Origin of the sequence: Streptomyces liangshanensis (genome assembly GCF_011694815.1) — a bacterium.
Taxonomy (GTDB): domain Bacteria; phylum Actinomycetota; class Actinomycetes; order Streptomycetales; family Streptomycetaceae; genus Streptomyces; species Streptomyces liangshanensis.
Genome location: NZ_CP050177.1, coordinates 4,182,322 through 4,197,181, shown reverse-complemented (window position 1 = coordinate 4,197,181; position 14,860 = coordinate 4,182,322). Strand labels below are relative to the sequence as shown.

At 72.6% G+C, this 14,860-nt stretch carries 12 protein-coding genes and 3 tRNA genes; 9 read left to right on the top strand and 6 right to left on the bottom strand.

What is annotated here, in order from left to right:
* Positions 1 to 58 precede the first annotated feature (58 nt).
* From purL to purS, 3 genes are read right to left on the bottom strand one after another with little or no spacing between them, the layout of a single operon-like run.
* On the bottom strand, positions 59 to 2,308 hold the full coding sequence (purL, locus tag HA039_RS18100; RefSeq protein ID WP_167030869.1) for a phosphoribosylformylglycinamidine synthase subunit PurL: 2,250 nt from the start codon (positions 2,306 to 2,308) through the stop codon (positions 59 to 61).
* Positions 2,308 to 2,988 carry a phosphoribosylformylglycinamidine synthase subunit PurQ gene (purQ, locus tag HA039_RS18095; protein ID WP_167030866.1) on the bottom strand — a complete coding sequence of 227 codons (681 nt, stop codon included), beginning with the start codon at positions 2,986 to 2,988 and terminating at the stop codon, positions 2,308 to 2,310. The genes purL and purQ overlap by 1 nt, the downstream gene beginning before the upstream one ends.
* Positions 2,985 to 3,236 (bottom strand): phosphoribosylformylglycinamidine synthase subunit PurS, encoded by a 252-nt coding sequence (gene purS, locus HA039_RS18090; protein WP_167030863.1) that lies wholly within the window; start codon positions 3,234 to 3,236, stop codon positions 2,985 to 2,987. Before purS ends, purQ begins: the two co-directional genes overlap by 4 nt.
* Positions 3,237 to 3,637: 401 nt before the next feature.
* On the opposite strand from purS, the gene HA039_RS18085 reads away from it, so the two are divergent.
* The 8 genes from HA039_RS18085 (at position 3,638) to HA039_RS18050 (ending at position 8,777) form a co-directional block, all read left to right on the top strand.
* Entirely contained in the window at positions 3,638 to 3,973 is a 336-nt protein-coding gene (locus HA039_RS18085) for a histone-like nucleoid-structuring protein Lsr2 (protein WP_208298643.1), read from the top strand.
* Between the two features lie 240 nt (positions 3,974 to 4,213).
* Positions 4,214 to 4,285, top strand: a tRNA-Gly gene (locus HA039_RS18080).
* A gap of 84 nt (positions 4,286 to 4,369) precedes the next feature.
* A tRNA-Gly gene (locus HA039_RS18075) sits at positions 4,370 to 4,442 on the top strand.
* Positions 4,443 to 4,597: 155 nt separating this feature from the next.
* Positions 4,598 to 5,536, top strand: a complete 939-nt coding sequence (locus tag HA039_RS18070) for an ABC transporter ATP-binding protein (protein ID WP_167030860.1) — start codon at positions 4,598 to 4,600, stop codon at positions 5,534 to 5,536.
* Entirely contained in the window at positions 5,533 to 6,414 is an 882-nt protein-coding gene (locus HA039_RS18065) for an ABC transporter permease (RefSeq protein WP_167030857.1), read from the top strand. The genes HA039_RS18070 and HA039_RS18065 overlap by 4 nt, the downstream gene beginning before the upstream one ends.
* 205 nt (positions 6,415 to 6,619) lie before the next feature.
* Positions 6,620 to 8,059 (top strand): sensor histidine kinase, encoded by a 1,440-nt coding sequence (locus HA039_RS18060; RefSeq protein WP_167030854.1) that lies wholly within the window; start codon positions 6,620 to 6,622, stop codon positions 8,057 to 8,059.
* Positions 8,056 to 8,682 (top strand): response regulator transcription factor, encoded by a 627-nt coding sequence (locus HA039_RS18055; RefSeq protein ID WP_243869536.1) that lies wholly within the window; start codon positions 8,056 to 8,058, stop codon positions 8,680 to 8,682. Before HA039_RS18060 ends, HA039_RS18055 begins: the two co-directional genes overlap by 4 nt.
* Positions 8,683 to 8,704: 22 nt before the next feature.
* Positions 8,705 to 8,777: transfer RNA gene (locus HA039_RS18050), tRNA-Gly, on the top strand.
* Positions 8,778 to 8,852: 75 nt separating this feature from the next.
* Here the strand turns inward: HA039_RS18050 and HA039_RS18045 are convergent.
* Together HA039_RS18045 and HA039_RS18040 are read right to left on the bottom strand one after the other, a co-directional pair.
* Positions 8,853 to 9,752, bottom strand: a complete 900-nt coding sequence (locus tag HA039_RS18045; RefSeq protein WP_167030852.1) for a phosphoribosylaminoimidazolesuccinocarboxamide synthase — start codon at positions 9,750 to 9,752, stop codon at positions 8,853 to 8,855.
* 249 nt (positions 9,753 to 10,001) lie between these two features.
* Positions 10,002 to 11,462 (bottom strand): N,N-dimethylformamidase beta subunit family domain-containing protein, encoded by a 1,461-nt coding sequence (locus HA039_RS18040; RefSeq protein WP_167030849.1) that lies wholly within the window; start codon positions 11,460 to 11,462, stop codon positions 10,002 to 10,004.
* A gap of 911 nt (positions 11,463 to 12,373) precedes the next feature.
* On the opposite strand from HA039_RS18040, the gene HA039_RS18035 reads away from it, so the two are divergent.
* Entirely contained in the window at positions 12,374 to 12,724 is a 351-nt protein-coding gene (locus HA039_RS18035; RefSeq protein WP_167030846.1) for a hypothetical protein, read from the top strand.
* A 106-nt stretch (positions 12,725 to 12,830) separates the two neighbouring features.
* Here HA039_RS18035 and HA039_RS18030 read toward each other — a convergent pair whose 3' ends face one another.
* A complete protein-coding gene (locus HA039_RS18030) occupies positions 12,831 to 14,693 on the bottom strand; it encodes a M48 family metalloprotease (protein ID WP_167030843.1) in 1,863 nt (620 codons plus the stop codon).
* Positions 14,694 to 14,860 lie beyond the last annotated feature (167 nt).

Below are 14,860 nucleotides of genomic sequence, written 5' to 3'. Positions count from 1 at the left end.
ACAGCGGGACGCGTACGCACGTCCGGACACGTGCGCGTCCAGCCAACCATGGCTCGAATCAGCCGAAGAGCGCGGGGATGGTGCCCCGGTGGGCCTCCGCGACCTCGCTCAGCGGGATGCCGAACTCGCCCTGGACCTCGATCTCCTCGCCGTCCACCACACCGACGCGGGTCGCGGGCAGGCCGCGCGCCCCGCACATGTCGGTGAAGCGGAGTTCCTCGCTGCGCGGGACGGACACGACCGCGCGGCCGGCCGACTCGCTGAACAGGAAGGTGAAGGCGTCGAGGCCGTCGGGCACGACCAGCCGGGCGCCGTTCCCGCCGCGCAGGCAGGACTCGGTGACCGCCTGGACCAGACCGCCGTCGCTCAGGTCGTGCGCCGCGTCGATCATGCCGTCGCGGGACGCCGAGATCAGGATCTCGCCGAGGAGCCGCTCGCGCTCCAGGTCGACCTTCGGCGGCAGCCCGCCGAGGTGGTCGTGGACGACCTGCGACCAGGCCGACCCGCCGAACTCCTCGTGGGTGTCGCCCAGCAGGTAGAGGAGCTGGCCCTCTTCCTTGAAGGCGATCGGCGTACGGCGGGCCACGTCGTCGATCACGCCGAGGACGGCGACGACCGGCGTCGGGTGGATCGCCGCGTCGCCCGTCTGGTTGTAGAGCGAGACGTTGCCGCCGGTGACCGGCGTACCGAGCTGGAGGCAGCCGTCCGCGAGCCCGCGGATCGCCTCGGCGAACTGCCACATGACGTCCGGGTCCTCGGGGGAGCCGAAGTTCAGGCAGTCCGAGATCGCGAGGGGCTTCGCGCCGGAGGCGGCGACATTGCGGTACGACTCCGCCAGCGCGAGCTGCGCGCCGGTGTACGGGTCGAGCTTGGTGAAGCGGCCGTTGCCGTCCGTGGCGATGGCGACGCCGAGGCCGGTCTCCTCGTTGACGCGGATCATGCCCGCGTCCTCGGGCTGCGCGAGCACGGTGTTGCCCTGCACGAAGCGGTCGTACTGGTCGGTGACCCACGCCTTGGACGCCTGGTTCGGCGACGACAGCAGCGCCAGGACCTGTTCGCGCAGCTGCTCCGGGGTGGTGGGCCGCGGCAGCTTGTTCGCGTCGTCGGCCTGGAGGGCGTCCTGCCAGGACGGGCGGGCGAACGGGCGGTTGTAGACGGGGCCGTCGTGCGCGACCGTGCGCGGGTCGACGTCCACGATCTTCTCGCCGTGCCAGAAGATCTCCAGCCGGTCGCCGTCGGTGACCTCGCCGACGACGGTGGCGATGACGTCCCACTTCTCGCAGATCGCGAGGAACCGCTCGACCTTGTCGGGCTCGACGACCGCGCACATGCGTTCCTGCGACTCGCTCATGAGGATCTCCTCGGGCGAGAGCGTGGAGTCGCGCAGCGGTACGTCGTCCAGCTCGACGCGCATGCCGCCGGAGCCGTTCGACGCCAGCTCGCTCGTCGCGCAGGACAGGCCGGCCGCGCCGAGGTCCTGGATGCCGACGACGAGCTTCTCGGCGAAGGCCTCCAGCGTGCACTCGATGAGGAGCTTCTCCTGGAACGGGTCGCCGACCTGGACGGCGGGACGCTTCGACGGCTTGGTGTCGTCGAACGTCTCGGAGGCCAGGATCGAGGCGCCGCCGATGCCGTCGCCGCCGGTGCGGGCGCCGTACAGGATCACCTTGTTGCCGGGGCCCGAGGCCTTGGCGAGGTGGATGTCCTCGTGCCGCATGACGCCGATGGCGCCGGCGTTGACCAGCGGGTTGCCCTGGTAGCAGGCGTCGAAGACGAGCTCGCCGCCGATGTTCGGCAGGCCGAGCGAGTTGCCGTACCCGCCGATGCCCGCCACCACGCCGGGCAGGACCCGCCGGGTGTCGGGGTGGTCGGCCGCGCCCATCCGCAGCGGGTCCACGACCGCGACCGGGCGGGCGCCCATCGCGATGATGTCGCGCACGATGCCGCCGACGCCGGTGGCCGCGCCCTGGTAGGGCTCGACGTACGACGGGTGGTTGTGGGACTCGACCTTGAAGGTGACCGCGTACCCCTGGCCGACGTCCACGACGCCCGCGTTCTCGCCGATGCCGACGAGCATGGCGTCGTTGGCGGGGACCTTGTCGCCGAACTGCTTGAGGTGGACCTTGCTGCTCTTGTACGAGCAGTGCTCCGACCACATGACGGAGTACATGGCCAGCTCGGCGCCGGTCGGCCGGCGGCCGAGGATCTCGCGGACCTTGGCGTACTCGTCCTCCTTGAGGCCGAGCTCCTTCCAGGGCAGTTCGACGTCGGGCGTCGCGCTCGCGTGCTTGACGGTGTCCAGGGTCATCAGGCGCTTACCAGCTTCTTCAGGATCGAGGTGAAGAATCCCAGGCCGTCGGTACGGCCCGTACCGATCAGCGGCTCCACGGCGTGCTCGGGGTGCGGCATCAGGCCGACGACGTTGCCCGCCGCGTTCGAGATGCCGGCGATGTCGCGCAGCGAACCGTTCGGGTTGCCGTCCAGGTAGCGGAACGCGACCCGGCCCTCGGCCTCCAGCTCGTCGAGCGTGCGCTCGTCGGCGACGTACCGGCCGTCGATGTTCTTGAGGGGGACGGAGATTTCCTGGCCCGCGGAATAGTCGGAGGTCCAGGCGGTGTCCGCGCTCTCCACCCGCAGTTTCTGATCGCGGCAGATGAAGTGCAGGTGGTTGTTGCGCAGCATGGCGCCCGGCAGCAGATGCGACTCGGTGAGGATCTGGAAGCCGTTGCAGATTCCGAGGACCGGCATACCGGCCTTCGCCTGCTCGATCACCGTGGCCATGACGGGCGAGAACCGGGAGATGGCCCCGGCCCGCAGATAGTCCCCGTAACTGAAACCGCCGGCCAGGACGACCGCGTCGACCTGGTGGAGGTCCTTGTCGCGGTGCCACAGGGAGACGGGCTCCGCGCCGGCGATCCGGACGGCCCGCAGGCTGTCGCGGTCGTCGAGCGTGCCGGGGAAGGTGACGACTCCGATACGAGCGGTCACTTCGGCTCCTCGACCTTCACGACGAAGTCCTCGATGACGGTGTTCGCGAGGAAGGTCTCGGCGATCTCGTGGATACGGGCGAGAGCGGCCTCGTCGACCGGCCCGTCCACCTCCAACTCGAAACGCTTTCCCTGGCGGACGTCGGCGATCCCCTCGAAGCCCAGCCGGGGCAGCGCGCGCTGCACCGCCTGGCCCTGCGGGTCGAGGATCTCCGGCTTGAGCATGACGTCGACTACGACGCGTGCCACTGGCACTCCCGGTGGTGTGGTGCGGCTGTGTTCTCCAGGGGAATCCCCCTCGACCCCCCGAGGTCCCCTCAGCGTACCCGGCCGGAAAATCTACGCGAGTAGATATGAACAGGGATACGCTGCCCCAGAAGCCCCGCGGCAGATCACGCCGCGGATCACACCATGATTTCCGCCGGGGGGCCGCCAGGGAAAAATCCCGGGAAAAAGTCGGCTCGCCCATTGCCGTGAGACACGCGGATGCAATTGGCTGGGCTTCACAATGCCGGGCCGACCGCTGTACAAAGGAATACAACGGAAAGCCGCATTGTCCCTTAACAGCCGGAAGGCCGGTATCGCCGCACGTCAGCCGTGTTTCCGCACGGCGTGGGGCAAGGCGGTACCGCAAGAAAGGACCGATATCCGTGGCGCAGCGCGTAGTGGTCACACTCTCCGACGATCTCGACGGTGGAGAAGCGGCGGAAACGATCGCGTTCGGTCTGGACGGGAAGTCGTACGTGATCGACCTCAATCCCGCCAACGCGAAGAAACTGCGCAAGGCCCTGGCCCCCTACCTGGCCGCGGGCCGCAGGCAGACGAACGCCGCGAGGAACGGCAAGAACCGCACCACCTACCGGCACACCGCCCTGGCCCCCGATCCGGCGGCCGTCCGGGCGTGGGCGCTCTCCCACAAGATGGACGTGCCGGCGCGGGGCCGGATCCCGAAGCGCGTCTACGAGGCTTTCAGGGAAGCGAGTTGAGCCCGGGGCGCCGCCCGGGTGCCGCGCCGGGGACGGTCGCCGGCACCGGCGGGCGGCGCCGGACGGCGGCCGGCCCGCCGCCCGCACAACGACCGGGCGGCGGGCCGGAGACGGCCGGGCGGCGGCCGGGAGACGGCCGAGAGGCGCGGCGGCGAACCGAGTTGGAACCACCCTCGCTGATCGGCTAGAGTCTGGAGCACGCCGAAGGGCAAGGCCGAAGGGCCGAACCCCAAGCAGCGTGCGGGTGTAGTTCAGTAGTAGAACGCCCCCTTTCCAAGGGGGAGGCGCAGTGTGCAATTCCTGTCACCCGCTCTGCATCGCTCGATCTTCGGTCCACTCCGGTGGATCAGGTAGAGTGATGCGAGGCAGGCATCGATTGCTCGATCTCGATGCGATGCGGACGTAGCTCAGTTGGTAGAGCGCAACCTTGCCAAGGTTGAGGTCGCCAGTTCGAACCTGGTCGTCCGCTCAAGAAGGGGAAACCCCCGGTCATCCGACCGGGGGTTTCTTCGTATGCGGGTGAGCGCATGAGCGTGTGAGCGTGTGCGCCCGATGACAAATGTCATCGGCGGCGGTGACAGGGCGCACTGCCGGGTCGTCCGGTCCGGCGGAAGCCTGGAAGACATGACACCGACTTCGCATCCCGACGACCCCGTCATCGAGACCGACGAGCTGCGCCGCACCTACAGCGGCGGCTTCACCGCCGTGGACGGCGTCTCCTTCTCCGTCGGACGGGGCGAGCTGTTCGCCCTGCTCGGCACGAACGGCGCCGGCAAGACCTCCACCGTGGAGGTGCTGGAGGGCCTCGCCCGCCCGGACGGCGGAGGCGTACGGGTCCTCGGCCACAACCCGTACACCGAGCGCGCCGCCGTCCGCCCCCGGATCGGGGTGATGCTCCAGGAGGGCGGCTTCCCCTCCGACCTGACCGTCGCGGAGACGGTACGGATGTGCGCCGGCTGCACGAGCGGCGCGCGGCCGACGGACGAGGCGCTGGGCCTGGTCGGGCTCACCGGGCGGGCGCGGGTCCGGGTCAAGCAGCTCTCGGGCGGCGAGCGGCGGCGCCTGGACCTGGCGCTGGCGCTGCTGGGCCGGCCCGAGGTGCTCTTCCTCGACGAGCCGACCACCGGTCTGGACGCCGAAGGGCGGCGCGACACGTGGGAGTTGGTACGGGCCCTGCGGGACGAGGGCACCTCCGTACTGCTGACCACGCACTACCTGGAGGAGGCCGAGGCGCTGGCCGACCGGCTGGCGATCATGCACCAGGGGCGCATCGTGACCTCGGGCACACCGGCCGAGGTGACCGAGGCCCGGCCGGCCACGATCCGGTTCGTCCTGCCCCACGGGGTGCTGCCCGAACGGCTGCCGCTGTCGCTGCGGGCCGGCGCGGAGGGGCGGCGGGTCGAGATCCGGACCCGGCGGCTCCAGGAGGACCTGCACGAACTCCTGCGGTGGGCGCGGGAGTCGGACGTACAGCTGGCGGAGCTGGACGCCCGGTCCGCCTCGCTCGAAGACGCTTTCCTCGACATCGCGGCGCGCGGCGCGGAAACGGCGGACACACGATGAACACGAACACGAACACGAGCAAGGGCATGAACACGAAGGCGAACGCGAACGCGGACACGGACACGAGGGGTGGGGTGGGTGCCGTGCGGGGTGACGGCGACGGTACGGGTGCGCTGACCACGGCCGCCGGGCGGCTGGGCGCTCTCGGGCGGGCCGAGCTGACGCTGCTCGCACGGAACAGGACGGCGCTGTTCACCGCGCTGTTCGTGCCCCTCGCGATGATGGGCTCGATCAAGATCACGCTCGATGGGGCCGACCTGGGCGACGCCGGGGTGACCGCCGCGGAGGCGGCCCTCGCCGGTGGCGTCGGCACGGTCCTGCTGATGGTCGTCTACTCGAACCTCGTCGCCGCGTACACCTCCCGGCGCGAGGAGCTGGTGCTCAAGCGGCTCCGCACGGGCGAGACCGCCGACCACGAGATCCTCGCCGGGACCGCGCTGCCCGCCGCCGCGCTGGCGCTGGCGCAGTCCGTGGTCCTGGTGGCGGCGGCCGGCGTGTTCCTCGACGTGGGCGGGATCCACCGGCCCGACCTGCTCGTCGCGGGCCTGCTGGTGGCGATCGTGCTGCTCACGGCGCTGGCGGCGACGACCTCCGTCATCACCCGTACCGTGGAGAGCGCGCAGATCACGACGATGCCGCTGTTCCTGGTCTCGCTGGTCGGCTCCGGCCTGTTCGTCCCGCTGGACTCCCTGCCCGACCGGGTGGCGTCCGTGTGCGAGCTGCTGCCGATGACCGGGGTGATGACGCTGGTACGCGCGGGCCTGATCGGCGGGGTCGACGGGGCGGGGCTGCTCGGGGCGGGGATCGGCGCGGTGGCCTGGACGGTGCTGGCGCTGTACGCCGTGCGGAAGTGGTTCCGGTGGGAGCCGCGGCGCTGAGGTGGGGCCCGGCCGGCCCGCGGCGCCGAGGTAGGGGTGGGAGGCCCGGCGCCGAGGTAGGTGTGGGGGTGGGGCGGGCGCACGAGGGTGGGCGGGCACGGGGGTGAGGCGTGCGCACGAGGATGGGCGGGCACGGGGGCGGGACTGGGCGGGCTCGGGATCGAGCGGGCGCGGGACCAACCGAGGGCGGGACGGAAAGGATGCGATGTCCGGACTGACGGACCGATGGCACCGGAAGAGCAAGCCGGGCAAGGTCGAGAGCTACACCCGGTGGACCTTCCACAGCTTCGCGCTGATCGAGGTCAGCCTGGTCTGGATCATGGATCCGCTCGGGGGCTGGCTGCTCCTGCTGGCCTGCCTGCACGCCGGCATGAGCACCCTCCTCCAGGCCAGGGCGCTGGACTGGCGGCTGGGCCGGCGCGAGCGGCCCGTAAGGCTGGGTCTGGCGACGGCCGCGCTGACGGCGATGTGCGCGGCCGTGGTGATCGCGCTGGCTAGCAGCGGTGTCCTCAGCAACGACGATTCGGCCGCCGTGGTGCTGGTCGCGTTCGCCAGCTACGGCCTCGGCGCGATGTCGCTGGTGCTGCGCACGACCCGGCACATGGCGTACGCGGTGCTGGGCACGACCGCGACCACCGGGGTTCTCACGGTGGCGATGCGCCTGCCCGGGCCCCAGGCCTTCGGCATGGTCCTGGCCGTCGCGTGCGCGAGCGCGGGCATCGTCTTCACGTACGTGCTCTCTGCTTGGCTGCTCAGCACCGTCCGGGAGCTCGACGCGGCCCGCGAGCTCCAGGCGCGCCTCGCGGTCGCGGAGGAGCGGTTGCGCTTCGGCCGCGACCTGCACGACGTGATGGGCCGCAACCTCGCGGTGATCGCGCTGAAGAGCGAGCTGGCGGTCCAGCTCGCCGAGCGCGGGCGGCCGGAGGCGGTGGCGCAGATGACCGAGGTGCAGCGGATCGCGCGGGAGTCGCAGCGCGAGGTACGGGACGTGGTGCGCGGGTACCGCGAGGCGGACCTGCACACCGAACTGGAAGGGGCGCGCGGGGTGTTGGAGGCGGCGGGCATCGACTGCCGGATCGAGGGGGGCGACGGGGGCGGGCTGTCGGCGGGGGTGCAGTCGGCGCTGGCGTGGGTGGTGCGGGAGGCGACGACGAACGTCCTGCGGCACGGGGACGCGCGGCGGTGCACCGTACGGCTGACGGAGGCGGTGGGGTCCGGTTCGGAGTACGGGCCGGAGTACGGGTCCGGGTCCGGCCCCAGGTACGGGTCCGGTTCCGGGTACGGGGAGGAGCGGGAAGTGGTGCTGGTGGTGGAGAACGACGGGGCGGGCGAGGCGGCTGCCGTGGCTGTCCCGGTGGACGCGGCGGGCGATGCGGCGCCGGGAGCGGGCGGCCCGGTGGTCGGCCGGCAGCGTGAGGTGCGGAAGGGCTCCGGCCTGGACGGCCTGCGGGAACGGCTGGCGGTGGTCAACGGGACGCTGGACGCGGGCCGGGTGGACGGCGACCTCTTCCGCCTGACCGCGCGGGTACCGCTGCCGGCGGGTGGACCGGACTCGGGGCGGGGCGCCGGGCCGGAAGCCGGGGCGGGTGACGAATCCGCTGTCGGGACGGGAGTTGTGGTGGGTCGTGGGGAGGTGGCGGCGTGAGCGGGGACGAGGACCGGCGCGTGCGGGTGCTGCTCGCCGACGACGAGCATCTGATCCGGGGCGCGTTCGCCGCGCTGCTCGCCCTGGAGGACGACCTGGTCGTCGTCGCCGAGGCCGCCTCGGGCCCCGAGGCCCTGGCCATGGCGAAGGCGCACCGCCCGGACGTGGCTGTGCTGGATCTCCAGATGCCGGGCGCCGACGGTGTGAAGGTCGCCACATCTCTCCGTACCGAACTGCCCGGTTGCCGGACGATGATCGTGACCAGCCACGGCCGCCCCGGCCACCTGAAACGGGCGCTCGCGGCGGGGGTGCGGGCCTTCGTCCCCAAGACGGTCAGCGCCCGCGGGCTCGCCGAGATCATCCGTACCGTGCACGCCGGAAACCGCTACGTGGACCCCGACTTGGCGGCCGACGCGATCTCCGCCGGGGACTCGCCGCTGACCGCGCGGGAGGCGGAGGTGCTGGAGCTGGCGGCCGACGGGGCACCGATCGCGGAGATCGCGCAGCGCGCCTCGCTGTCCCAGGGAACGGTACGGAACTACTTGTCCTCGGCGGCCTCCAAACTGGGCGCCGAGAACCGGCATACGGCAGTGCGTCTCGCACGGCGCCGAGGTTGGGTATAGTAGTTCTCGCGCCGAGGCGCTTGCGGACGTAGCTCAGTTGGTAGAGCGCAACCTTGCCAAGGTTGAGGTCGCCAGTTCGAACCTGGTCGTCCGCTCAAGAAGGGGAAACCCCCGGTCATCCGACCGGGGGTTTCTTCGTGCCCGTCCTGGGCCCCCGTGGCTCCCGCCCGTTACGACCAGCTGAGGCCGGTGAGGCGTTCGTACGCCTCCAGGTACTTCGCGCGCGTCGCGTCGACGATCTCCTGGGGAAGCGGCGGGGGCGGCTGCTCGCTCGCGCGGTCCCAGCCCGAGGCGGCCGAGGTCAGCCAGTCGCGGACGTACTGCTTGTCGTACGACGGCTGGGCGTGGCCCGGCTCCCAGGTCTCGGCCGGCCAGAAGCGGGAGGAGTCCGGGGTCAACACCTCGTCCGCGATGATCAGTTCGTCGCCGTCGAAGCCGAACTCGAACTTGGTGTCGGCGAGGATGATCCCGCGCTCGCGGGCGATGTCGCGGGCCCTGCCGTACACGTCGAGCGTGGTCCTGCGCAGCAGCGCGGCGGTCTCCGCGCCGACCTGGCGGGCGACTTCCTCGTACGACACGTTCTCGTCGTGCTCGCCGACGGCGGCCTTCGTGGCGGGGGTGAAGATCGGCGCGGGCAGCTCGGAGCCGTCCTCGAGTCCGTCGGGGAGGGCGAGCCCGCAGACCGTGCGGTGCTGGTTGTACTCGACGAGCCCGGAACCGGTCAGGTAGCCGCGCGCGACCGCCTCCACCGGGACCATGCGCAGGGACCGGCAGACGAGGGTGCGGCCGGCCCACTCGTCGGGGGCGCCCGCGGGGAGGTCGGTGGAGATCACGTGGTTCGGTACGAGGTCCGCGAGCTTGTCGAACCACCAGAGCGAGAGCTGCGTGAGGACCCGGCCCTTGTCGGGGATCTCGGTGGGCAGGACCCAGTCGTACGCGGAGATGCGGTCGCTGGCGACCATCACGAGGTCGCCGGCCTCGTTCCGGTACAGGTCGCGCACTTTGCCGGTGTGCAGATGCACGAGACCCGGGACCGCCAGGGGCTCGGGCTTTTCGACGAATCCGGACACGGTTCCTCCGAGGGGTGGTGCGTGGGGCATGGGACGTGGGACGTGGGGCATGGAGCGTGAGGCATGGAGCGTGACGCCGGGTCGGGATCCGTCGGGATCGGCTGGATCCGCTCGGCGCTCAAGATCGCCTCGATTCTCCCGTATGCCGGAAGTCGTGGCACCCACGGGGGCCCGCGGCAGCCCCGCGCACCCCGTGCGCACACCCTGCGGGGGCCTTGCGCGGGCGTTATGGGTGGGCGGGAGGCGTGCTCAGTCCCGTTTGCAGATGCGGTCCAGGAGGTTGGCGGTGGCGCGCTGGACGCGGGGGTCGACGTGGCCGGGGCGGTCCAGCTTCGGCGACCAGGCGAAGGTGCCCGAGGCGAAGACGAGGGCGCCGGAGGGGGCGCGGTAGAGCGAGGTCTCCTGGTGGCGGCGGGCGTTCTCGCTGTCGCGGTACGGGGAGTGCGCGAGCAGGATGCGGTCCTCGTGCTCGGGGAGGGCCGTGCGCGGGTAGTACCGGTCGGCCTCCCCCGCCACCAGCCCCTCGATCTCGTCGCCCTCGGCGGCGCCGGTGGCCTCCCAGAGCCAGTGCCCGGCGTTCCGTACGACCAGGGGGTGGGGCTCCGGGACGCGGCCCGCGTACTGGATGCCGAGCAGTTTCTGCTCCGGCCGGTCCACGTCGCGCCAGAGGGCGGAGCGGCCGGGGCCACGCCGCTTGAGGCAGGTGAGGAGGCGGTCGGGGACGCCGGACGCGGAGGGGCTCAACTCCACCTGCCAGTACATGGTGTTGGCGGAGAGGAAGACGAGCGAGGTGCCGTGCTCGCGCGCCTGCTCGACCGTACGGCGCATGGGCACGGACCAGTACTCGTCGTGCCCGGGGAAGACCAGGCCCCGGTAGCGCGTGGGGTCGACGCGGCCGGCGTGCAGGTCCCGGGCGTCGGCGTACGCGAGGTCGTACCCGTACCGCTCCGCCCAGCGGATGAAGTCGTACGCGTGCCCGACGTGCAGGGGCAGGCCCGCGCCGGCGTACGGGCGGTCGAAGGAGACGGTCGTGGCGGCGTCCTCCTCGCCGAGCAGGCGGCCCTGGTCGTCCCAGGCGTGGTAGAGGCTGGCGCCCGTACGGCCGTCCTCGGGGTACAGGTTGTAGGCCTGCCACGTGATGTCCGGGAGGAGCAGGAGGAGGTCGGCGGGGCGGTTGTCGCGGATGGTGAAGGGGATGTGCGAGCGGTAGCCGTCGAGGGTGGTGAGGACGGCGACGTAGGCGCCGAGCGACCAGTACGAGGGGATCTGGAGCCGCCAGGAGAGCCACCAGTGGTGGCAGGAGACCGTGCGGTCGGCGGCCAGGGGTGGGGGCTGGACGATCCCCGAGATGCGGGGGCTGGTGGTTATCTTGGAGGCGCCGTCGCCGCTGTAGTGCCCGATCCGGTAGATGTCGACGGAGAACTGCTGGGGCGGGTCGACCGTGACGTGGAAGTCGATGGACTCGCCGGGGGCGGCGGCGCCGGTGGAGGCGAAGCCCTTGATCTGGCGGCGGACGTCGTCGGCGGTACGGGGGCCGGTGCTGGGGTCGCGGCCGAGGGTGGGGGCGGCGTACCAGGGGACGACCTGGCCGGTGTCGTCGAAGTAGTTCTCACTGCCGCGCAGCCAGGGCAACGGGCCCTGCCCGAAGGGGTCGCTGACCGCATGGGCGAGAGCACCCGATTCCCATCGCCGGATCTGCTCCGCCACCATGGTGCGCCCCTCTTTCGAGCCTCCGAGCCCCCGAGACAACTGGTGATGGGACCGCTGTTTCGACCGCCAGGGCTCAGATGAAGGCGGCCGGTGCCCGGCCGGTTCTGCGGTCGACTGTCAGCGCCGGTCCCCAGCACATCACATAACGCACTCACTCCGTCACCGTTCGTCGTGAATTGGCGAGAGTGGAGGATGTTAGTCCGGATGTGGGTGGGGGCGGGGGGAGTTGGCGGAACGAGTTGGGTGCGGCGGATGCGGGGGGTGGGGTGCTGGCGGGGCACGGGGGCGGCGGGCGTCGTGCGGGCTGCTGGGGGCGCGGGGGCGGCGCACGTGGTGCGGGCTGCTGGGGGAGGCACGGGCTGCCGGGGGGCGGGGCAGCGCCTGTGGTGCGGGCTGCCGGGGGGCACGGGGCGGCGGCCGTCGTGCGGGCTGCCCGGGGCACGGGGGCGGCGCATGTCGGGGTGGCGGCGCGGTGGAGGCGCGGGGTGGCGGGGGCGGGGGGCGTGTGGGAGCGGGAGGGGGCGGGGGGTCGGGTACGGGGGCGCTGGGAGCGCGCGGGGGTGGTTGTCGGGGGCGGGTGCGCCGGGGAGTGTGGCCTTGGGCGGGGGTTGGGGTGGGCGGGGGTTGGGGGCGGGTGCGCGCCGGGGGTGGGGGCGTTGGGCGGGGGTTGGGGGCGCGGGCGTCGGGGCGCGGGCGTCGGGCGGATCCCGGCCGGAGTCCGGCCAGCGCCCCGCGGTCGGTGGTTGGCTGCTGCGGTGCTCGTACGCGAACGGGTGGTGCTGCCCGGACACGCCGCGGCCGAGGCACATGGTGAACCGATTCGCCTGGACGGGGTGCTCCTAGGGTCGGCACGACAGCGCCCGTGATCGCCTTCGGGCCCGTGATCACCTTCGGAAGGGACCCTCCCGGCCATGAAGCTCCGCAGCAGCCTTGCCGTCACCCTCGGCGCCCTCGCCCTGACCCTGTCGATGTCCACCTCCGCGCTCGCCGCCACCGGGCAGTTCCACTACAAGTTCCGCGACGACTCCGGCCAGGAACTCGGCGTCACCCTGCCCGACCCGCGCAGCGGCCGCTGCATCAACCTCTACGGCGTCGACTCCGACGACCTCCCCCCGGGCTACGCGCCGCACAACCAGACCGACGCCCGCGCGACCGTCTACGAGGGCACCGACTGCGAAGGCAACGAGTGGACCCTGCGTCCGCACGGCCGCCCCGCCAGTGATCGCCTCCTCGTCCGCTCCGTCCGCTTCGAAGACCGGTAGCGAGCGGCGCGGGCCGGCACCGACCCGGCGGCGGTGTCGGCCCGCACGAGGCGTCTCCAGGGCTGCGGCGGACGGCGGGCGACCTCTGCCGCGCGAAAACCTGCGCCTAGACCAGGCGGACCGGCTTCTCCGCCCGTACCCCTACCGCCGTCAGCCACGTACGGAGCGGCTCCGCGTCGCCGTCCTCGACCAGGCTGAGCACCGGGCCCGCCAGATCCACCCGGCGTTCGCCGTCGATCAGGAGGGTCGGGCCGTCGAGCCAGTCCAGACCGGGAGCGGCGCCCGCCGTGTCGACGGCGGAACAGCAGACCATCGCCGTGACGTGGTCGGCGAGCAGTTCCCGTCCGGTACGGGGCGGCTGGAGCGGGAACAGCGGCAACGGGTCCGTCCCCCACGGCACCAGCACCTCCCCCACCGCCTCGGCGGGCACCGGCGGCGTCGCGGCCTCCTCCCGGGCCACCTCCGCGCTGATCCCGGCGGCGAGGGCGTCCCCCCGGGCGGAACGACGGGGCTCGGGGTCGAGGTCGTCGAGGTCGTTCAGGTCGACGTCACCGCTGTCGGCGTCCGCCGAAGGGGCGCCCGCGGGCAGGCTGTCCGACCCCGGGCGCGTCTGCGAACCCCCGGCGCCGGGCGTGAGCCCCGTACGCGAACCACTCACACCCTCCGCACCCGCACCCTGGCCCGCACTCGCTCCCGAGCCCGGCGCGTCCGACGGCTCCCGCGCCTCCGACAGGTGATCCATCACCCGCTCCAGCGTGGGCCCCGGGCGACCCGCCGGCCGCCGTACGCCCATCGCGTCCAGCACCCGGTGCAGCCGCGCCGCCTCCGCGCGCCACTTACGGTCCACGACCTCCTCCGGATACTGCTGCCAGTCCACCGGCGACCAGTCGGGGCCCGCCTCGGCCGGCCCGCCGTGGAAGAGACGGGCGGCCAGCAGTGACGTGGCCTCGTCCACCAGACCGGGCTCTTCGAGCAGGTCACAGGCCGGGCGCTCGCCCAGCCGGGACGTGAAGCCCTCGGCCAGCCGGTCGCGCCGGGACAGCTCCGTGAGGGCCGAGACCACCCCCGCGTCCAGCCGCGACGGCCACCGCCCCATGCGCCACGCGGGCAACGCGACCCGGGTCAGCAGCCGGTCCCAGCCCGCGTAGGCGAGGCCGACCTGTTCCTGGGCCTGGATCCGCAGCCCGTAGTCGACCCCCTGCGCCCGCTCGGACGCCGCCGACGCGACCCCCCGCTCCATCAACGCGGCGTGCTCGCCGCACGCGCGCAGCAGCAGCCGGGCCACCAGGCCGACAGGGACGAGCGCCACGCGCCGTACCGCACCCTGACCGGGACGGGCCGCCACGGCCACCGCCGCGTCCAGCCCCCGGACGAACCGGCGCGCGGCGGCTATGTCCGGATGCGCCGACGGCCCCGTACCCGCGACCACCGGCGCCAGCACCGCCCGCAGCTCGGCGACGCGCATCCACCACAGGAACGGCGATCCGATGACCAGGACGGGCGCGGCCGGGACCCGGCGCCGCCGGGCGCCGCCGGTGAGGAGGCGGGCGTGGGCCGGATGCGTACGGTCCTCCAGCCAGCTGTCGCAGTCCGGGGTGAGCGCTATGGCGGACGGCATGGGGACGTCGAGGCGGTCGGCGAGGTCCCTGACCAGCCGGTAGAGATCGGGCGCGGCACGCTCCGTGACCGCGACGGTGGGGCTGAGGGCGGGCCTGGCGTGGGCGATCACGACGCCGACGGCTCCCGCGAGCACCAGCACGACGACCGCGACGGCCGTCACGGCCCAGCGAGCCGTGTCCCATCCCCCGCCGACCAGATGCCCCGACGCGCCACCGGCGAGCAGCACGACGGCGACGGCCGCCGGCAGCACCGCGACCCCCAGCGCTCTGCCGCGGACGCGCAGCACGGCGAGGGCCCGGGAACGGGCTCCCCGCACACCGATCTCCTCACCGACAACCGAACCTGACATGGCCGGACCTCACCCCCTCTGCCCCGCGGTGGTATCGCTCACTCCCCCACTGTGGCACCCGCCACTGACATCGCAATGCCGGTGGGCCAAGTGCCGGACCGCATGCGCCGCACCCTAGTTGGCCCTTCGCCGACCGTCATCCGGATGGCCTACTCGTCACCCGATGG

Excerpts from the sequence above, each read along its gene's own strand:
- HA039_RS18040 (WP_167030849.1), bottom strand. The coding sequence starts at position 11,462 with ATGGTGGCGGAGCAGATCCGGCGATGGGAATCGGGTGCTCTCGCCCAT.
- HA039_RS18035 (WP_167030846.1), top strand. The coding sequence starts at position 12,374 with ATGAAGCTCCGCAGCAGCCTTGCCGTCACCCTCGGCGCCCTCGCCCTG.
- HA039_RS18060 (WP_167030854.1), top strand. The coding sequence starts at position 6,620 with ATGTCCGGACTGACGGACCGATGGCACCGGAAGAGCAAGCCGGGCAAG.
- purL (WP_167030869.1), bottom strand. The coding sequence starts at position 2,308 with ATGACCCTGGACACCGTCAAGCACGCGAGCGCGACGCCCGACGTCGAA.
- HA039_RS18030 (WP_167030843.1), bottom strand. The coding sequence starts at position 14,693 with ATGTCAGGTTCGGTTGTCGGTGAGGAGATCGGTGTGCGGGGAGCCCGT.
- HA039_RS18070 (WP_167030860.1), top strand. The coding sequence starts at position 4,598 with ATGACACCGACTTCGCATCCCGACGACCCCGTCATCGAGACCGACGAG.
- HA039_RS18065 (WP_167030857.1), top strand. The coding sequence starts at position 5,533 with ATGAACACGAACACGAACACGAGCAAGGGCATGAACACGAAGGCGAAC.